This is a genomic window from Microbacterium sp. ZW T5_45 (assembly GCF_044987415.1).
Lineage (GTDB): Bacteria > Actinomycetota > Actinomycetes > Actinomycetales > Microbacteriaceae > Microbacterium.
The window spans coordinates 61,405-80,643 of the sequence record NZ_JBJDRJ010000002.1 but is presented as its reverse complement, the minus strand read 5'-3'; the positions used below and the strand labels follow the sequence as shown (position 1 = coordinate 80,643).

The 19,239-nt window shown below is 69.2% G+C and carries 16 protein-coding genes; 8 read left to right on the top strand and 8 right to left on the bottom strand.

Going from position 1 to position 19,239, the window contains the following annotated elements; genetic code table 11:
- Positions 1 to 56 precede the first annotated feature (56 nt).
- Positions 57 to 662 carry a zinc-binding alcohol dehydrogenase gene (locus tag ACI3KS_RS01410; protein ID WP_404914436.1) on the top strand — a complete coding sequence of 202 codons (606 nt, stop codon included), beginning with the start codon at positions 57 to 59 and terminating at the stop codon, positions 660 to 662.
- A 37-nt stretch (positions 663 to 699) separates the two neighbouring features.
- Here ACI3KS_RS01410 and ACI3KS_RS01405 read toward each other — a convergent pair whose 3' ends face one another.
- The 3 genes from ACI3KS_RS01405 to ACI3KS_RS01395 all read right to left on the bottom strand — a co-directional run bounded on the left by ACI3KS_RS01405 (position 700) and on the right by ACI3KS_RS01395 (position 6,700).
- On the bottom strand, positions 700 to 1,014 hold the full coding sequence (locus ACI3KS_RS01405) for a potassium transporter Trk (RefSeq protein WP_404914434.1): 315 nt from the start codon (positions 1,012 to 1,014) through the stop codon (positions 700 to 702).
- Between the two features lie 79 nt (positions 1,015 to 1,093).
- Positions 1,094 to 1,621 carry an inner membrane protein YiaA gene (gene yiaA / locus ACI3KS_RS01400; protein WP_404914432.1) on the bottom strand — a complete coding sequence of 176 codons (528 nt, stop codon included), beginning with the start codon at positions 1,619 to 1,621 and terminating at the stop codon, positions 1,094 to 1,096.
- Positions 1,622 to 1,774: 153 nt separating this feature from the next.
- Complete coding sequence (locus ACI3KS_RS01395; protein ID WP_404914430.1) at positions 1,775 to 6,700, bottom strand: HtaA domain-containing protein; 4,926 nt, start codon at positions 6,698 to 6,700, stop codon at positions 1,775 to 1,777.
- Positions 6,701 to 6,861: 161 nt separating this feature from the next.
- Between ACI3KS_RS01395 and ACI3KS_RS01390 the strand changes: the two genes are divergently transcribed.
- The 3 genes from ACI3KS_RS01390 to ACI3KS_RS01380 are packed head-to-tail and all read left to right on the top strand — an operon-like array spanning position 6,862 to position 9,808.
- On the top strand, positions 6,862 to 7,968 hold the full coding sequence (locus ACI3KS_RS01390; protein ID WP_404914428.1) for a hemin ABC transporter substrate-binding protein: 1,107 nt from the start codon (positions 6,862 to 6,864) through the stop codon (positions 7,966 to 7,968).
- On the top strand, positions 7,965 to 9,038 hold the full coding sequence (locus tag ACI3KS_RS01385) for a FecCD family ABC transporter permease (protein WP_404914426.1): 1,074 nt from the start codon (positions 7,965 to 7,967) through the stop codon (positions 9,036 to 9,038). Before ACI3KS_RS01390 ends, ACI3KS_RS01385 begins: the two co-directional genes overlap by 4 nt.
- The gene (locus ACI3KS_RS01380; protein ID WP_404914424.1) at positions 9,035 to 9,808 is read left to right on the top strand and encodes a heme ABC transporter ATP-binding protein; all 774 of its coding nucleotides are present in this window, start codon (positions 9,035 to 9,037) and stop codon (positions 9,806 to 9,808) included. Before ACI3KS_RS01385 ends, ACI3KS_RS01380 begins: the two co-directional genes overlap by 4 nt.
- Positions 9,809 to 9,817: 9 nt before the next feature.
- On the opposite strand, the gene ACI3KS_RS01375 is transcribed toward ACI3KS_RS01380, so the two are convergent.
- Together ACI3KS_RS01375 and ACI3KS_RS01370 are read right to left on the bottom strand one after the other, a co-directional pair.
- Positions 9,818 to 10,183: a hypothetical protein gene (locus tag ACI3KS_RS01375; RefSeq protein WP_404914422.1), complete on the bottom strand. Its 366-nt coding sequence runs from the start codon at positions 10,181 to 10,183 to the stop codon at positions 9,818 to 9,820.
- Between the two features lie 19 nt (positions 10,184 to 10,202).
- The gene (locus ACI3KS_RS01370) at positions 10,203 to 10,574 is read right to left on the bottom strand and encodes a sterol carrier family protein (protein WP_404914420.1); all 372 of its coding nucleotides are present in this window, start codon (positions 10,572 to 10,574) and stop codon (positions 10,203 to 10,205) included.
- A gap of 50 nt (positions 10,575 to 10,624) precedes the next feature.
- On the opposite strand from ACI3KS_RS01370, the gene ACI3KS_RS01365 reads away from it, so the two are divergent.
- Together ACI3KS_RS01365 and purD are read left to right on the top strand one after the other, a co-directional pair.
- A complete protein-coding gene (locus ACI3KS_RS01365) occupies positions 10,625 to 11,305 on the top strand; it encodes an NUDIX hydrolase (protein WP_404914418.1) in 681 nt (226 codons plus the stop codon).
- 91 nt (positions 11,306 to 11,396) lie between these two features.
- Positions 11,397 to 12,674 (top strand): phosphoribosylamine--glycine ligase, encoded by a 1,278-nt coding sequence (purD, locus tag ACI3KS_RS01360; protein WP_404914416.1) that lies wholly within the window; start codon positions 11,397 to 11,399, stop codon positions 12,672 to 12,674.
- A 135-nt stretch (positions 12,675 to 12,809) separates the two neighbouring features.
- Here the strand turns inward: purD and ACI3KS_RS01355 are convergent, their stop codons facing one another.
- From ACI3KS_RS01355 to ACI3KS_RS01345, 3 genes are all read right to left on the bottom strand, one after another.
- Positions 12,810 to 13,988 (bottom strand): ROK family transcriptional regulator, encoded by a 1,179-nt coding sequence (locus ACI3KS_RS01355; protein WP_404914414.1) that lies wholly within the window; start codon positions 13,986 to 13,988, stop codon positions 12,810 to 12,812.
- Positions 13,989 to 14,070: 82 nt separating this feature from the next.
- Positions 14,071 to 15,144, bottom strand: coding sequence for an ABC transporter permease (locus ACI3KS_RS01350; protein WP_404914412.1), 1,074 nt, complete (start codon positions 15,142 to 15,144; stop codon positions 14,071 to 14,073).
- Positions 15,141 to 16,625, bottom strand: coding sequence for a sugar ABC transporter ATP-binding protein (locus ACI3KS_RS01345; protein ID WP_404914597.1), 1,485 nt, complete (start codon positions 16,623 to 16,625; stop codon positions 15,141 to 15,143). The genes ACI3KS_RS01350 and ACI3KS_RS01345 overlap by 4 nt, the downstream gene beginning before the upstream one ends.
- Before the next feature lie 317 nt (positions 16,626 to 16,942).
- Between ACI3KS_RS01345 and ACI3KS_RS01340 the strand changes: the two genes are divergently transcribed.
- Positions 16,943 to 17,986: a substrate-binding domain-containing protein gene (locus ACI3KS_RS01340; protein WP_404914595.1), complete on the top strand. Its 1,044-nt coding sequence runs from the start codon at positions 16,943 to 16,945 to the stop codon at positions 17,984 to 17,986.
- 62 nt (positions 17,987 to 18,048) lie between these two features.
- Positions 18,049 to 19,212, top strand: coding sequence for a Gfo/Idh/MocA family protein (locus ACI3KS_RS01335; protein ID WP_404914410.1), 1,164 nt, complete (start codon positions 18,049 to 18,051; stop codon positions 19,210 to 19,212).
- Positions 19,213 to 19,239: the final 27 nt, after the last annotated feature.

Sequence of the window (19,239 nt, the reverse complement as noted above, 5' to 3'; positions counted from 1 at the left end):
CCGATCTCCGTGAGACGGGAGAGCGGATGCCGGGCTCCTCGCCCTACGATGGGGCCATGTCCGAGAAGCCGCAGTGGCTGATCCGCGAAGACGCGAGTGTCGCGGTGCTCGTCGCGCTCGGGCTGCGCCAGGCCCTCGGCATCCGCTCTCCCAGCGATCTGCCGGGGCTGCGGGATCTGCCGCCACGTGCATCGGATGCCGGCGAGGCATCGCCCGCGCTCGAGGCGCAGTGGCAGGCGTACTGGGACATGACGGTCGAGCCGCGGGCTCATCATTCCGGGGTTCCGCTCGAGCTGATCGACGGCTTCGACACGCTCGTCGCCCTGCCCTCGACCGGAGCGGAGGAGCTCTCGGCAGCCATCCGTCCGCTGGCGGCATCCGTCATCGGCTACGCGCAGGCCGCTCACGAACGCTACGTGTCGGCGGTCAAGAGCCACACCGGCGGCGACGCCTATCGGGCCTACGCCAGCGCGATCGCGGAGTTCGAGCGCGACATCGGCCGCCGTGCGCACTCGTTCGAGCTCAACGTGCAGGTGCTGCCGTTCTCGCAGCGCGGGATCTGGTGGATCGGCGAGCTGACGGTCGCGGTCACCGACGGGTTGCGGCGCGACATCGTCGCCTTCGATGCGGCCATCGGACCGGTGATCGCGGAACTCGCCTGATCTCGGACCACCCGGTCGCTGAGCGAGCGCAGCGCTCTCAGTCGGCTTCGATGATGGTCTCGCGCTCGACCCGCACCACACGGTCACGGCGACGGGCGACGCGTTCGAGCACGATCGCGACGAGGCCGCCGAGGGCCAGACCGATCGGGGCGGTCCACAGCAGCAGGAATCCGAAGACCTGACCCGCCGGGTAGACCACGTCGAGCGCCTGCGACTCCTCGAAGCTGCCGGTGAAGGTGAGGATGATCGCGGCGATCACGCCGAGCACCACCCCGATGCCCATGAACACGCCGTACCGCGGCACGTGGCGCACGGTCGCTTCGACGGTCTGAGGGGTCTCGGAGGAGGACATGCCTCCATTCTCCCACCGTTGCCTCGCCGCGACGACCCCCTGACGCGGCGGACGGGCGCTCGGAGCGCTCGTCGGCCGCTCAGACCTCGCCCTGCGCGGTCTGACGGCGAGCTTCGACAGCCGCCGGCCCGTAGAGCTCGGGGTGGCGCGCCTTGAACGCGAGCTGGTCGCGGACGTTCTTCTGCACCACCACCGTGGCGAACACCGCCATGGCGAAGGCGATGCCGTACAGACCGTTCTCGCTGGGAAGCAGCGGACTGTTCCACAGCCCCCAGCCCAGCATCCCGATGCTGATGGCGAGCCCGATCCAGGACACCCCGAGATAGATCGTCGTGACCGGGACGCCCTCATGCCGATCACGCACCGACTTCTGCAGACCGACGGCACTGACCAGCCCGAAGAAGAACGCTCCGAGGAAGAAGCCCTTCTCGAACGGCTCCATCTCAGCGCGCCACAGACTGATCATGTAGACGAGCACCGCCAGACCGAGCGCCACCCATGCGGCCCCGATGAACGCCCCTGTCGGCCTGCCGAACTGATCCTGCTGCGTGTCCATCCCGTGTTCCCCCTGTGTCGTCGTCGATACCCCGGCTGCGGTGCGGATCATGCTATCCCCCTGCATATGCCGTCAGCGGGATGCCTGCACAGACGCTCGCGGCGTCGGCGACCCGGTGGTCGTCATCGGTGCGCGAATCGTCGGCCACGCTTGGAACGCCGAACGGCCCCTCCGCGAAGAGGGGCCGTTCGTGCAGGATGCCGGTCAGGCGTCGACGGATGCCGTCGCGTTGTCGCCGGTCGCGCGGGTGCGGCGACCGATCAGCACGCCACCGGTGCCGGCGAGCGCCACGAGCACGAGACCCGCGACGACCCAGACCCAGATCGGGACACCGTCCTGTGCCACGATCCCGGCTTCGGCGTTCACCGAGGTGGTCGCCGCCGACGCGGTGCCCTCCTCCTCGTCGTCGGCCGGCACTGCGGCCACGCCGCAGTCCGCGCCGACGGGGATGAGGGCGCTCACCGGGTCGAGCTCGTCGCCCGCGGCGTACGTTCCGAACGCCGCGGCTCCGGCATCCGTCAGCGTCGCAGGCAGCGCGTCCAGCGTGAGCACGCCGTCGACGGGTGCGGCGTCGCCGAGCTCGAACTCCGCGAAGCGGATGTCCTTCTGGTCGACGACCTCGCCGCCTTGGGTGGTGCCGGTGACGTCGACCACGATGTAGCCGGTCGTACCCGCGAGCTCGATGCGGACGTTCGACAGCGTCGTGTCGAGTGCTCCGTCGTGACCGGTGAACTCGATCGCGCCGCCGTAGGTGACGAGTCCTGCCCCGGTCTCACCGTCGTACGATCCGCTCCCTGCAGTCCAGACGAAGTCCGGGTACTCGTAGACCACGTCGGTGAGGGTCCAGCCGCCCTGCGCGATGCCTTCGATGTAGGTGCGGAACGATTCCTTGAAGCCCCAGTTCAGAGTGGCGCCGTCGATCGTGCACGCGCCGATGACGACGCTCTCGCGGGTGAGCGTGAACTCCAGACCGCGGGTGACCGACCCCTGCAGAGTCAGCGTGTGCGCCCCGTCCTCGAGAGTCGCGGGCACCGAGCCGGTCCAGGTCGCGACGCCGTTCGCGTCGGCGACGACGGTGTCGAGCTGCACGGGCGTCGAGTACACGACGACCTTGATGTCCTCCTCGTTCGGCTGGAATCCGGATGCCGTGATCGTCGCGGTCTTGCCGGACTGCAGTGCGGCCAGGTTGTCGGAGTCGATCTGGATGCCGGTGCTCGCCGGCGGAGTCGCCGGGAGCGTCGCCTTCTTCGCCACCGCCGCGACGGCGACGGTGCCCGTGGTGCCGGCAGGCGCCGACGCGACCGAACCGATCGTGAACGTCACCGGGTCGAGCGTGGTCGCGTAGCCCGACAGCACACGGTCGCGCCCTGCGGCGGTGAGCGAAGCGGTCGCCCCGGAGTACGTGACCGCGCCGCTGGCCTTGACGACCGAGGCACGCGACAGGTCCAGCGTCGCGAAGTCGACCTGCGCTCCGCCGTAGGTCACAGAGAGCGTCGCCGCGTTCGCCGAGGTGATCCGGATCTGCGGGTTCGACACCGTGACATCGAGCAGTGTGCCGTGCCCGGTGAAGCGCACGGAGCCGCGATAGACGACGCTGCCGAGGCCGGTGTCGGTGTTGTAGTCGCCGCCCGTCGTCTGACCGAACTGGAACACACCGCCCGAGCGGGTGGCGCCGTTCGAGACGTCGATCGCACCCTTCGCGATCGGTCCTGTGATGTAGCTCGAGAACGACGACGAGATCGCCCAGCGCAGCGAGCCACCCGGCACGTCGACCGGCGGAGTCGTCGGGGGGACGACGACCGGGGGCTTCGGCTCCTCGGGGTTCTTGGGGAAGAGGAGGTCCCACTGGGCCTCGGTCACCGTCACCGTGGTGCGCGCGTAGATCGTTGATGCGCTCGGCAGCGTGTGCTGCTGCCAGACGATCACCTCGTAGTCCTTCGTGCGGTCGAGTGCGGTCGCCGGGGCGACGAGATCGACCGTGAGAGCACCGTCGGTGACGCTCCGCACGTACTGCATGGCGGCGAAGCCGCCCTCGGCGGTCACCGACGAGTCGGACCCCTTCTCGATCAGGGCGACGTAGGCGCCGGGGACCGCGCCGAGGTTCTTCGCGGATGCCGAGACCGTGAGACCCGTGGCCGCACTGGCACCGGTGACCGATGCGCTGACGGCGGGCTTGTCCGGGCTCGGGAAGACGGACTCCCACTGGGCGGCGGACACGGCGACGTCGGTGCGCGCGTAGATCGTCGTGGCGGTCGGCAGCGTGTGCTGCTGCCAGACGACCACTTCATACGTCTTCGAGCGGTCGAGATCCTTCGCCGACGCAGTCAGATCCACGGTGAACGCCCCGTCGGTGACGCTGCGCACGTACTGCATGCCGAGGTAGCCGCCGCCGCTGGTGACATCCGCCTCGGTGCCCTTCTCGATCAGCGCGACATAGGCGCCCGGGATCTCACCGAGATTCTTCGCGGATGCGGTGACCTCGAGCCCGTTCGTGTCGGCGCCGGTGACGGTCGCCGACACCGACGCCGAATCCTGTTCGCCGAGGACAGCATCCCACTGGGCGTCGCTGACCACGACGTCGGTGCGGGCATAGATCGTCGCGGCGGTCGGCAGCGTGTGCTGCTGCCAGACGATGACCTCGTAGGTCTTCGAGCGGTCGAGGCCCGTCGCGGCCGCGGTCAGGTCGACGGTGAACGCACCGTCGACGACACTGCGCACATACTGCATCGCGGCGAATCCGCCGCTCGACGTGACATCCGCCTCGGTGCCCTTCTCGATCAGCGCCACGTAGGCGCCGGCGATCGCGCCGAGGTCCTTGCCGGATGCCGAGACGGTCAGCCCGTCGACGGTCGCACTCTTCACGTCGGCGGAGACGGATGCCGCGGGGGCGGGGAACACGGCGTCCCACTGCGCGCTCGTCACTGTGACGTCGGTGCGGGCGTAGATCGTCGCCGCGGTCGGCAGCGTGTGCTGCTGCCAGACGATGACCTCGTAGGTCTTCGAGCGGTCGAGGTCCTTCTTCGCCGCCGTGAGATCGACCGTGAATGCCCCGTCGGTGACGGTGCGCACGTACTGCATGCCGAGGAACCCGGTGGTTCCGGTCACCTCGGACTCGGTGCCCTTCTCGATCAGTGCGACATAAGCGCCGGCCGTGGTGCGCAGCTTCGCGGCGGATGCCGAGACGGTGAGCCCGTCGGTCGTCGCGCTCGTGACGTTCGCGGTGACCGTGGGGGCGTTGCCGTAGTCGAGCAGGACGCTGCGCTCCTGGTCGGCGTTCTTGATGCCACCCGCGGCATACGTGTAGACACCGTACGAACCAGGGGTCGCCGCCGCATCCTTCAGAGTGAGGGTCGCCTCGAAGGTTCCGGCATCCGTGATGTCGACCCACGACGAACGGATCGCCGACTGGTACTGCGACGGCACCTTGTTCAGCACATCCTCATCGAGCGCCCACACCTGAGCGCCGACCGACCGCGCCGCCGTGCCCGCACCGGTGGACGGCTGCCAGTCCGCGGCGAAGTTGCCGAACACCACGTACGTGCCCTGCGGCAGATCCGCCGGAATCGGCACACCACGACCACCGACATTCGCCTTCGGGTCATAGCCCGAGCCCTTCACCACGACCGTGTCACCGGCCTTCAACGCGACACCCTCCGCCGGCGTCACACCATCGGCCAGGAACACCGAGATCGACGGATCCGCGATCGCGGGGAACACCTGCTCCCACTGCTCGGCCGTCACGGTGACGTCGGTGCGGGCGTAGATCGTCGCGGCGGTCGGCAGCGTGTGCTGCTGCCAGACGATGACCTCGTAGGTCTTCGAGCGGTCGAGGCTCTTCGCGGCTGCGGTCAGGTCGACGGTGAACGCACCGTCGACGACACTGCGCACGTACTGCATGGCGGCGAATCCGCCGCTCGACGTGACGTCCGCCTCGGTGCCCTTCTCGATCAGCGCGACATAAGCGCCGGCCGTGGTGCGCAGCTTCGCGGCGGATGCCGAGACGGTGAGCCCGTCGGTCGTCGCGCTCGTGACGTTCGCGGTGACCGTGGGGGCGTTGCCGTAGTCGAGCAGGACGCTGCGCTCCTGGTCGGCGTTCTTGATGCCACCCGCGGCATACGTGTAGACACCGTACGAACCAGGGGTCGCCGCCGCATCCTTCAGAGTGAGGGTCGCCTCGAAGGTTCCGGCATCCGTGATGTCGACCCACGACGAACGGATCGCCGACTGGTACTGCGACGGCACCTTGTTCAGCACATCCTCATCGAGCGCCCACACCTGAGCGCCGACCGACCGCGCCGCCGTGCCCGCACCGGTGGACGGCTGCCAGTCCGCGGCGAAGTTGCCGAACACCACGTACGTGCCCTGCGGCAGATCCGCCGGAATCGGCACACCACGACCACCGACATTCGCCTTCGGGTCATAGCCCGAGCCCTTCACCACGACCGTGTCACCGGCCTTCAACGCGACACCCTCCGCCGGCGTCACACCATCGGCCAGGAACACCGAGATCGACGGGGAGGCGGGCACCTCGGGATCGACCGGAGTCTCGGGATCGACCGGGGTCTCAGGATCGACCGGCGTCTCAGGGTCAACGGGGGTTTCGGGATCAACCGGAGTCTCCGGGTCCACCGGAGTCTCCGGCTCTTCGGTCTGCGTGGGGAACACGGCTTCCCACTGTGCATCCGAGATCGCGACATCGGCGCGACCGTAGATCGTGCTCGCGTCGACGTTGGAGTGCAGCTTCCAGACCAGCACCTCGTAGTCCTGCGTGCGGTCGAGCCCCGCGGCCGCGGCCGTCAAGGTGAAGCTCGTCGCGCCACCCGACACCGAGGGGAAGGGTGTCGCGAATGCCGCATACCCGCCTCCGCCGGCGCTCAGACCGCCTTCGGAGCCCTTGACGATCAGCGCCGCGTACAGATTCGTGACGTCAGCGGGAAGCCCCGACGCACCGACCTGCACCGTGACGCCGCTGGTGTCGGCGGCCGACACGGATGCCGACACGCTCACACCGTCGGCGCGGGCGGCGGGGGCTGAGAGCACTCCCGCCGCGAGCAGGAGGAACGAGAGGAAGGCGGCGAGCGCGACACGCAGTCGCGCGCTCTTCGGGTGGTCGATTGCTGTGGTTCTCACGGTTCTCCATGCACAGGGGCGCGCGCAGGACTCGGCGCACCCGATGCCGCTCTGAGGTCGGGACTCGGAAGGGTGTTGGTAAGGCTAAGCTAAGAAGAAGCCTCGGCCCGAGCCTAGAGGCGGATGCCGAACGGCGTCAACTTTTAGGCTAGCCTTGCCTAATGCGCCGCGTTTCTGCCCTCGCCCTCGCCGTCGCGCTCATCGCGGGTCTCTCGGCCTGCGCAGGACCCGGTACGACCTCGTCCGCAGCCCCGGACGCCGACGACGCCTGCCCTCAGGCGTCCCAGCCTCTCGCCTCTCTCGAACTGGCCGACGACGTACGCACGGTCTCCGGCGGCTCCACCGCATGCCTCTCGAGTCATGCCGTCATCCCCGTCGAAGACGACACCGCACCGGTGCTCCCCGCTACGGTCACCGACAGCGAAGGACGCGAGGTCGAGGTCACCTCGGCGGACCGCATCCTGCCGATCGACATCTCCGGGACGATCGCCTCGACCGTGTTCGCGTTGGGACTCGGCGACCAGGTCGTCGGGCGGGATTCCTCCACCGACTTCGACGGTACGGAAGACCTCCCTGTCGTGACCAAGACCGGGCACACGCTCAATCCCGAGGCGATCCTCGAGCTGAAGCCGACCGTGGTGCTCACCGACACGACGATCGGGCCGAAGGAGGTCCGCCAGCAGTTGCGGGATGCCGGGATCGCCGTGGTCGTCATCTCCAGCGACCGCCGTCTCGACACCACCGGCGAGCTCGTCACCGAGATCGCCGCTGCTCTCGGCGTGCCCAGCCGGGGCGAGGCGCTGATCGCGCGGCTCGATGCCGCCGTCGCCGAGGAGCTGGCCGAGATCGCCGAGATCACGCCCGCCGCGGAGGAGGATCGCGCGCGGATGCTGTTCCTCTACGTGCGCGGCAGCGCCAATGTCTATTACATCTTCGGTGAGGACTCGGGCGCTGATTCGTTGATCGATGCGGTCGGCGGCGTCGATGTCGCCGCCGAGATCGGCTGGGAGGGCATGAAGCCGATGACCGCTGAGGCGCTCGTCGCGGCGAAGCCCGACGTGCTCGTGATGATGACCGATGGACTGGAATCGGTCGGCGGCATCGACGGTCTCATCGAACGGGTGCCCGCGGTCGCCGAGACCCCGGCTGGTCAGAACCGCCGCGTCATCGACATGGCCGACACTGAGATCCTCAGCTTCGGGCCGCGATCGGCCGACGTGATCGGTGCTCTCGCCCGCGCCCTGTACGCCCCCGAGTCCTCGAAGTGACCGGCGAGGTCGTCACCCCGACGCCGACGACGCGGCGGGGCCTGCGCTTCACCCTGGTGCTGATCGGTCTCGTCGTCGCGCTCGTGATCACCTGCATCGCCTCGATCACCAGCGGGCAGTACGACCTCTCCCCCGCCGACCTCGTCGGCGTGCTGCTGAAGGGCATCGGCATCGACACCGCGTGGGCTCCTGCGGACGCGACCGACTACGGCGTGATCTACAACCTGCGGATGCCGCGCCTCGTGCTCGGCCTGCTGGTCGGGGCGGCGCTGGCCGTCTCCGGCGTGCTCATGCAGGCGATCTTCGGCAATCCGCTGGCTGATGCCGGCGTCGTCGGCGTCTCGTCGGGCGCGGCTCTCGGCGCCGCGGCGAGCATCACGCTCGGACTCGCCGCCTTCGGCATGTGGACGACGCCGGTGTTCGCGTTCCTCGGCGGACTGGTCGCGGTGCTGGCGGTGTACTTCATCAGCAGATCGGGAGGACGCACCGAGGTCGTGACGCTGCTGTTGACCGGCATCGCGATCAACGCGATCGCCGGCGCGGGCATGGCGTTCCTCACTTTTCTCGGCACGACGTCGACCCGTGAGCAGATCGTGTTCTGGCAGCTCGGTTCGCTGAACGGCGCACTGTGGTCGAACACCGCCCTCGTCGCGCCGCTCGTCGCGATCGGCATCGTCGTCGCACTCGTCGTCGCACCGAGCCTCGACCTCTTCGCGCTGGGTGAGCGGACGGCGCGGCACCTCGGCGTCAACGTCGAAGTGCTGCGGATGACGGTGATCGTCACGGTCGCCGTGCTGGTGTGCGCGGCCGTCGCCTTCGCCGGGATCATCGGCTTCGCAGGACTCGTGGTGCCGCATCTCATGCGCATGATCATCGGTCCGGCGCATCTACCGCTGACCATCGCCTCCGCCGTCGGCGGCGCGCTGCTCATCGCCCTGGCCGATCTCGTCGCCCGCACCGCCGTGCCCCTCGCCGACCTGCCGATCGGCATGATCACTTCGCTCGTCGGCGGCCCGTTCTTCCTCTGGCTCCTCGTGCGCACCCGGCGTCGATCGGGAGGGTGGGCATGAGCGTGCGCCTGCAGGGCACGGGACTCACGGTACGCGTCGGTGCGGGTCGCGCGATCCTCGACGACGCTTCGATCTCGATCGAGGCGGGTCAGGTGCACGCGCTCGTCGGCCCCAACGGTGCCGGTAAGTCGACGCTGTTCAGCGTGCTCTCCGGCGACATCACCCCGGCCACCGGCACGGTCGATCTCGACGGAACGCCGATCACCGGCATCAGCCCTCGCCTGCTCGCTCAGCAGCGCGCCGTGCTGCTGCAGGAGAACGCCGTCTCGTTCCCGTTCACGGCCGAGCAGGTCGTGCGCATGGGCAGGGCGCCCTGGGCGCGCGCACCCGAGGCCGACGAAGACGATGCCGCCGTGCTCGAGGCGATGACGGCGACCGAGGTCGCAGCCCTCGGCGCGAGGTCGATCACCTCGCTCTCCGGCGGCGAGCGGTCGCGGGTCGCGCTGGCCCGCGTGATCGCCCAGCGCACCGGCATCCTGCTGCTCGACGAGCCGACCGCCGCACTGGACCTCAAGCACCACGAGGATGTCATGCGGCTGATCACCGAGCAGGCGGGCGCCGGCATCGCGGTGGCGATCGTGCTGCACGATCTCAACGCCGCCCTCGCCCACGCCGATCGGGTGACCCTGCTCTCCTCAGGGCGGGTCGTGGCCTCGGGTCCGCCGGCGGAGGTGCTGACCGCCGAGCGGATCGAGGCCGTCTACGGGCAGGCCGTCGACGTCTTCCCGCACCCGATCACCGGGGTGCCTCTGGTGGTCGCCCGGCGATGACCCGCCGGATCAGGACGTGGGGATCACCGGCAGACCGTCGTCGCCGAAAGCCATGCCCTCGGCGATCAGGCGATCCTTCGCCGCGTGGTGCACGACACCGCGCTTGCGCGGGTCGACCTCGAGCAGCTGCAGGAGCAGCTCGGTCGTCGCGTTCGGGTGGTGCGCGATCTCGATCCGGACGCCCCAGAACCGGTCATGCAGGAACAGCTCCAATGCCGCGGCATCCGCCCCGCCGTTGTGCACCGCAGACGCCCTGATCGCCTGGTTCGGGTCGGCCGCGAGCTCGGCGAAGTCGTCCATGGTGGCTGCCGTGCGAGCGCGCAGATAGCGCCGCTCCTCGTCTGCGAGCTGTTCCGGAGTCTTGCGCTTGGCCATGCTCCCCCCCTCGGATTCGTTACGGACGCAGCGGCAGCACGCCGTCGAGATCGGCGCGCGTTCCCGATGCCGAGACGAGGCCGGACGCCGTCGCCTCGGCCCACGTCTGCGTCCCGAGGGCGACGGCGAGCCACGTCACAGCGTCCATCTCCACCACGTTCGGCGGCGTGCCGCGCGTGTGTCGAGGCCCCTGGATCACCTGCACCGCTCCGAACGGCGGTACCCGCACCTCGACGCTGTTGCCCGGCGCCTTCTCGTCGAGCAGCTGCAGCAGGTAGCGCACCGCCGTCGCGAGCACGGGGCGCGCCGGCTTCTCGCCGGCGGCATCGGCGGCGCGCACCGCGTCGAGAGCGGCCCGGCCGTCGATGATGTCGATCTTGCGGGGAGGCATGGGATCAAGGGTAGGCCCGCGTGCGGGTGCCCGGGCTTAGGCTCGAGTCGATGACCTCGACCCCAGGATCCCTGCACGGAGCGCGCGCCGAGCTGATCGCCGCGGCGGAGCGCAGCGCGCAGTGGGCGGCGCCGCTCCCCGCGCTCACCGGAACGGCGCATGCGGCATCCGTGCTCGTGCTGTTCGGTCGACTCGACAGCGTGCCCGCGCGCACCGACGATCTCACGGTGGGCGCCGATCTCGACGTGCTGCTGCAGCGCCGAGCCGCGACCCTGTCGTCGCACCCCGGCCAGGTGTCGTTCCCCGGCGGCCGGCGGGAGGTCGGCGATGCGGATGCCGTCGCCACGGCCCTGCGCGAGGCCGAGGAGGAGACCGGCCTCGACCCGGCCGGCGTCGAGGTGCTCGCCACGCTCGCCGAGCTGCCACTCGCGGCCAGCAACCACCTCGTCACCCCGGTGCTGGCGTGGTGGCGTGAGCCGTCGCGCGTCGTCGCCGTGGATCACGCCGAGACCGTGGAGGTGTTCCGGGTTCCCGTCGCGCACCTCATCGATCCGAGCATCCGCTTCACGTCGACGATCTCGCGGATGGGACGCACCTGGAAGGGCCCGGCGTTCGATGTCGACGGCACGATCGTCTGGGGCTTCACCGCGATGGTGCTCGACGCCCTCTTCGAGGCGACCGGGTGGTCACTGCCGTGGGACCGTTCCGTCGAGCGGCCGATCGAGCTCTGACGTCTCGTCCTGTGGCTCGGCGCGGGCGGCGGCCGGTTCTCGCGGCGTTATGGACGAGGGGATGCCGCGCGCGTCTCGGTAGTCTGGACGGGTGAAGATCCTCGTCCTCGGTTCCGGTGCCCGTGAGCACGCGATCATCCTCGGCCTCAGGGCGGAGCAGACGGAGCACGAGATCTTCGTCGCCCCCGGCAACGCCGGCATCGCGCAGGATGCGACCCCGGTCACGGTGGACCCGCTCGACGGCGCCGCCGTCACGGCCTTCGCGAACGAGCACGCGGTCGACCTCGTCGTGATCGGTCCCGAGGCCCCTCTCGTCGCCGGCGTCGCCGACGTGCTGCGCGCGCACGGCATCCCGGTCTTCGGTCCCGGCAAGGCCGCGGCCCAGCTCGAGGGCTCGAAGTCCTTCGCCAAGCGCATCATGGACGAGGCGGGAGTACCGACCGGTCGCGCAGTGCGCGCCGCGACGATCGCCGAGGTCGAGACCGCGTTCGACGACCTGGGCGCCCCGTTCGTCGTGAAGGCCGACGGACTCGCCGCCGGCAAGGGCGTCATCGTGACGTCCGACCGCGCCGAGGCGCTCTCGCACGCCGAGCACTACCTGCCCGCGGGCCCGGTGCTGATCGAGGAGTTCCTCTCCGGGCCCGAGGTCTCGCTCTTCTTCCTCAGCGACGGCGACACCGTGCGCGCGCTGAGCCCCGCCCAGGACTTCAAGCGCGCACTGAACGGCGACGAAGGCCCCAACACCGGCGGCATGGGCGCGTACTCCCCGCTGCCGTGGCTCGACGAGCAGTTCGGCAGCGAGAAGGCCTTCGTCGACGAGGTCACCCGCGACGTCGCCCTCCCCGTCATCCGCCAGCTCGACGCCGAGGGCACCCCGTTCATCGGGCTGCTCTACGCGGGTCTGATCCTCACCCCCGTCGGCGTGCGTGTGATCGAGTTCAACGCGCGCTTCGGCGACCCCGAGACGCAGATCGTGCTCCCGCGCCTGATCACCCCGCTGTCGGAGCTGCTGTTCGCCGCGGCATCCGGCACGCTCGAAGACCAGCCCGAGCCCGTCTTCAGCGACGACGTCGCGATCACCGTCGTGCTCGCGAGCGAGGGCTACCCCGAGGCGCCGCAGACCGGCCGCCAGATCGAGGGCCTGGCGGATGCCGCCGCCGTCGAGGGCGTGCGCCTCGTGCACGCCGCGACCGCCGGACCCGACGCTCCCGGCGGACCTCTCATCGCGACCGGCGGGCGCGTCCTGAACGTCGTGGCCGTGGCATCCGATTTCCCCACCGCCCGCGCTCGCGCCTACGAGGCGATCGCGAAGATCTCGCTCGACGGCTCGCACTACCGCACCGACATCGCCGCCCGCGTCGCCGACTGACGAGCGGATGCCCTCGGCTCCGGCGTTCGTCATCCACACGAGGTCGCGGCGTGAGTTCGGACGGATGCATTCAGATCGGAAGATCCCGGGCTGATCGTCCGAACTCGGTCCGATCGTCCGATCCACGTGCGGTCCTCACACCGGCAGTGCGAGGCTGTGCGGAAGGATGTCGGGTGACAGCACGTGCTCCACGGCCAGGATGCTGGCCCCTCGGACGGCGGCCTGGGCGGCTGCCGCGGACTGCACGATCGCGAGATGCTCGGTCGCGAGGGGCATCGACCTCGTGTACACGACCTCGCGGACGCCCGCGATCAGATGCTCTCCGACGCGAGCCATGGCCCCGCCGATCGAGATCACCGAGGGATTCAGCAGGCTCACCGAGGCGGTGAGCACCTCGCCCAGGTCACGGCCCGCCTGACGCACGGCCTGGATGGCCTCGAGGTTGCCGTTCTTGACCAGTTCGACGACGTCATCGCCGTCCTTCGCCGGGATTCCGCGGGCGGTCAGCGTCCGCGCGATCGCGGGCCCCGAGGCCAGGGCCTCCAGGCATCCGGTGTTGCCGCAGTGGCACGGCACGTCGCCGCCGCGCGCGACGCGGACATGCCCGAGGTCGCCCGCGATCCCCTGGGCTCCGCGCAGCAGACGACCGTCGGAGATCACACCGGCGCCGATGCCGGTCGCGACCTTCACGAACAGCAGGTGATCGACCGCGGGCCAGGCGGTGGCGCGCTCTCCGAGTGCCGAGATGTTCACGTCGTTGTCGACGAGGACCGGCACCTGCAGATGCTGCTGCACCCACCCGGGGACGTCGAACGCGTCCCATCCCGGCATGATGGGCGGCTTGGCCGGCCGCCCCGTGGAGTGCTCCACAGGGCCCGGCACGCCGACGCCGACGGCCGCGACACGATCGTGGCTCAGGCCGGCCTCGGCCACGAGCTCCGTCGCCGTCTCGACCATCCACGAGAGCACGGCCTCCGGGCCGAGCGTGACCGCGATGCGGCCGCTGCGCTCGGCGAGCACGGTGCCGGCGAGATCCGTCACGGCGACGGTGGTGTGCGAGGCGCCGATGTCGGCGGCGATCACGACCTTCGCCGCCGGGTTCAGGGCGAACTGCGACGGTGGACGCCCTCCCGTCGACACCGCGTCGGAGACCGGGGTGATCAACCCGAGGCGCATGAGCTCTTCCACACGCGCGGCGACGGTCGAGCGTGCGAGGCCCGACGACTTCGCCAGTTCGGCGCGAGTGCGGGGAACGCCGTCGCGGAGCAGCTGGAAGAGCTGACCGACTGCGACGGAGTTGGGAGTGCTGGCCATTCTTCCCCTGTGCATGTCGTGTGGGCGTCGTGACGCCACGCTCTGGATGCCGCCCTCTCCGGCGGCACCCGAACCTGAGAGTCTACTCGCGCGTGTCGGGGGCCACCTTCGGCGCCGTCAGCTGCGGCAGGCGCAGCGGGCGACGCGCGCCTCCCGCGGCGAACCGCTGCTGCAGCAGCACCGCCACGACGATGATCAGGCCCTTCGCGACGGCCTGCCCCGACGAGGGCAGATTGTTCTGGACGAACACGTTCGACAGCGTCGCGAAGATGAGGACGCCGAACACCGTGCCCGTGATGGTGCCTCGACCGCCGACCAGCAGAGTTCCACCCACCACGACCGCCGCGATCACGTCGAGCTCGAGAAGCGTGCCGTGGGTCGACGTTCCCGCCGTCGTCCGGCCGAGGTACATGACGGCCGCGATTCCCGCGGTCAGACCGACGATCGCATACAGCCACATCGTGTGCCGCTGGACCTTGATGCCGGCGAGACGGGCCGCCTCGGGGTTGCCGCCGATCGCGACCGTGCGCCGGCCGAAGGTCGTGCGGTTGAGCAGGAACCAGCCGGCGATCGCCACGACGATGAAGATCCAGATCAGGATGTCCACCCCGATGAGATCGATGTTCAGTGCCTTCACGAAGTCGCGGTCCGAGATCACGAGCGTGCGGTTGTTCGCGAGGATCTCGGCGAGTCCGCGGGCGCCGACCATCATGGCCAGCGTCGCCATGAACGCGGCGACCTTGCCGTAGGCGATGACGACGCCGTTGATCAGTCCGGCGACGAGTCCGACCACCAGCGCGACGATCACGGTCACGATCCAGTGCGTGGACGAGGCGATGTCCTGGATCGCTGCCAGCGACCCGACGACGGATGCCAGTGCCAGTACTGCCCCGACCGAGAGGTCGATCCCGCCGGCGATGATGACGAACGTCATGCCGACCGCGACCACACCGGTGATCGATGCCTGGCGCAGGATCACGAGGGCGTTGTCGAAGTTGGCGAAGTTCTGGGATGTCGCCGCCCCCACGATCACGATCGCGAGGAGCGCGAGGACGAGGCCGAGATTTCGTCCCACGGAGCCGGCCATGAGTCGGCGCAGCGCCGAGTCCTCATGCTCGGTCCGCGCGGGCGGGGCGGGTGTGGTCTGCACGCTCACGCGGCGACTCCTTTCATGACGAGATCGAGCACGCCGTGCTCATCGATCTCCGTTGCGGGAACTGAGGTGAGGACGCGTCCGTCGCCGATCACGAGGACCTCGTCGGACAGGCCGAGGACTTCTTCGATCTCGCTCGACACGACGACGATGGCGTGCCCCTCGGTGGCGAGTCGCCGGATGAGGGCGTAGATCTCCGATCGTGCACCGATGTCGACACCGCGGGTCGGCTCGTCGAGCAGCAGGACTCGGCTGCCGTGCACGAGCCAGCGCGAGAGCAGGATCTTCTGCTGGTTGCCGCCCGACAGCGTCGCCGCCGGTCGCTCCGGATCGGCGGGACGAAGCTCGAGCGCTGCGATCTGCTCGGTCGCGATGCGGCGTTCACGACGTTCGTCCAGCAGGGACGCTTTGGCATAGCGCGTGAACGACGACAGGGTGATGTTCTTGTAGATCGGCTCGCCGAGGACGAGTCCCTGGGACTTGCGCTCCTCGGGGCTCAGTCCGATGCCGGCATCGACGGCCGCGGACACCGAGCCTCGGCGGAGTGGTACTCCCTCGACCGTGACCGTTCCGGCGGTGGCGCGGCGTGCGCCGTAGATCGTCTCGAGGATCTCGCTGCGCCCCGAGCCCACGAGCCCTGCGAGCCCGACGATCTCTCCGGCGCGCACCGAGAACGAGACGTCCTCGAAGACCCCGGCCAGGCCGAGCCCGTCGACGGAGAGGAGCACGGGAGCGTCATCCGCGACCGGTGCGGCCGGCGGGAACACGTTCTGCACCGTGCGCCCGGTCATGTGCCTGATCAGCTCGGCCGTGGGGGTATCGGCGACGGGCAGATCGCTCGCCACGGTCGATCCGTCCTTGAGCACCGTGATGCGATCCCCGATCTCGCGGATCTCCTCGAGACGGTGCGTGATGTAGACCACCGCGATCCCCTGCGACGTCAGTTCTCGCACCACCGCGAAGAGATTGCGCACCTCTTCGGAGTCGAGCACCGCCGACGGCTCGTCCATGATGATGAGCTGCGTGTCGTGCGAGAGCGCGCGCGTCATGCTGACGATCTGCTTCTCGGCAGCGCTCAGCGTGCCGACCTCGGCGTTCGGAGACATCGAACCGTGTCCGAGTCGCTCGAGCAGACGCCGCGTCTCCTGGATCAGCCGTCGGCGATCCGTGAATCCCCCTCGGTCGAACTCGTGCCCCAGGAAGACGTTCTCCGCCACCGTCAGCCCATCGACGACGTCGAGTTCCTGGTACATGGTCGAGATGCCGAGGGAGATGGCGGTCTGCGGGTCGCCGATCTCGACCGGCTCGCCCCGCCAACGGATCTCCCCGACGTCGGGGGTGTGCACTCCGGCGAGCGTCTTGATGAGCGTCGATTTGCCGGCACCGTTCTGTCCGAGCAGGCAGTGCACCTCACCGGGAAGGACGTTCAGGTCGACGCCGCGAAGGGCGCGCACACCGGTGAAGCTCTTCTCCACTCCGCGCATCTCCAGCAATGGCGAGGTCTGGTCATCTTTGATCACACGAGGAACATAACATGCCGGCGAAGAGCGGTCGAGGACGAATTCCGAACCCGAAATGCCAATTCCGAACCATAGTTCGCATAATGTTCTCGCTCACGAAAACCCTGATGCCATTGGCTTTTCGTGACTTTTGAGTTTTCTCCGGCAAAAGATGGTGGCTATGCATACCCTTCTGCTACTTTGACCACACAGTGCCGTGAAACGATCGACCGGAGCGACATTCGTCGGCGTCCCACCGCACGCACCTGCATCACATTTCAAGGAGGAAAGACATGCACCGCATGCGTACACGTGGGCTCCGCCCGCTGATGGCAGGAGCCGCCGCTGTGTTCGCCATCACCCTGATGGCCGGCTGCACGAGCGACGGCTCCGAGACCGAAGAGGATGCCGGAGCACAGGGCACCACCAGCGAGGAGAACACGGCGTCCGGCGACACCGTCGTGATCGGCTGGTCGGGCCCCGAGGCCGACCACGGCTGGCTCGGCGCCATCAACTCCGGCGCGATCAACGCGGCGGAGAGCTTCGACGACGTCGAACTGCGCCAGGCCGAAGGCACCAACGACGCCAGCCAGCAGATCGCCGCCGTCGAGCAGTTCATCAACGAGGGCGTCGACGCCATCGTTCTGCTCCCGACCGACGGCGCCGCGCTCACAGAGGTGGCCATGAAGGCCATGGACGCCGGCATCCCCGTCATCAACGTCGACCGCGAGTTCTCGAACCCGTTCGCCTCGAGGATCACGATCCTCGGAGACAACTACGGCATGGGAGTCAGCGCCGGCACCTATATCTGCGAGCAGCTCGACGGCCAGTCCGATGCGGTCGTGGCAGAGATCGCCGGCATCGATTCGCTGCCGCTCACGCAGGACCGTTCCGAGGGCTTCAAGGACGCTCTCGACAGCTGCGGTCTCGAGGTGTCCGCCCGCGTCGCGGCGGACTTCACGGTCGCGGGAGGCGAGAGCGCGGCATCCCAGCTGCTCTCGGCGAACCCCAAGATCGACGCGATCTGGAACCACGATGACGACCAGGGCATCGGCGTGCTCGCCGCGATCGACGCTGCGGGTCGTGACGAGTTCTTCCTCGTCGGCGGCGCAGGCAGCGTCAACATGATGGACCGCATCGAGGCCGATGACAGCGTGGTCAAGGCGACCGTCATCTACCCCTCGACCCAGGCGGCCGATGGCATCGCGATGGCACGACTGATCGCGCAGGACAAGACCATGAGCGATCTGGTCACCCCGAGCGTCCCGTACCGCATCGTGCTGGACGCGCCGGTCGTGACCAAGGACAACGTCGCCGAGTTCATCAAGCTCGCGTTCGAGTCCTGATCGATCAGAGCGGGGCGGGTGCCGAACGCGCCCGCCCCGCTCGTTCTCTTCCTGGAGATGAAATGACTACTGAGCTGAGAGTGGCCATGATCGGCCACGGTTTCATGGGGGCCGCCCACTCCGTCGGATGGCGCCAGGCACCGGCGGCCTTCGACCTGCCGCTCGCCCCTCGAATGGCCGTGCTCGCCGGGCGCGATGCGGCGAAGGCGGCGGAGTCGGCTCAGCGGTGGGGCTGGACCGAGAGCAGCGACGACTGGCGCACCGTCATCGAGCGCGACGACATCGATCTCGTCGACATCGTCACTCCCGGTGACACGCACGCCGAGATCGCGATCGCCGCGCTCGCCGCCGGCAAGCACGTGCTGTGCGAGAAGCCGCTGGCGAACTCGGTCGCCGAGGCCGAGGCGATGGCGGAGACCGCAGCGGATGCCGCGACACGGGGTGTCCGCGCGATGGTCGGCTTCACCTACCGCCGCGTGCCGGCCGTCACCCTGCTGCGCGATCTGATCGCTCAGGGGCGCATCGGCACGGTGCGCCAGGTGCGCGCGAGCTATCGACAGGACTGGCTCGCCGATCCCGAGTCGCCCATGACCTGGCGGCTCGACAAGGACCGCGCGGGTTCGGGCGCCCTCGGCGACATCGGCGCCCACGTCGTCGACATGGTGCAGTTCGTCACGGGTCAGAACGTGACCCAGGTCTCGGGCATCCTCGAGACGCTCGTCACCGAGCGTCCCCTGATGGGAACGAGCGTGGGCCTGGGCGGCATCGCGGGTGACGGACGCGGTACCGTGACCGTCGACGACCTCGCCCTGTTCACCGGCAGACTCGACTCCGGAGTCCTGGCGTCGTTCGAGGCGACCCGGTTCGCGACGGGGCGCAAGAATGCCCTGGACCTGGAGATCTCCGGCGACGCCGGAGCACTGCACTGGAGCCTCGAAGACCTGAACGTCCTGAACCACTACGACGCGACGGCGGATTCCGCCCTGCAGGGCTTCACCCGCATCCTGGTGACCGAGCCCGAGCATCCGTACGTCTCGGGCTGGTGGCCCAGCGGTCACATGCTCGGCTACGAGCACGGGTTCTCGCACCAGGTGAAGGACCTCGTCGAGGCCATCGCCAGCGGCACGGACCCGCAGCCGACCTTCACCGACGGACTGCGCGTCCAGCGCGTGCTCGACGCCGTCGAACGCAGCGGGGCGAACGGCTCCGCGTGGATGGGAGTCTGAACAGACCTCCGATTCCCATGCCGTCTG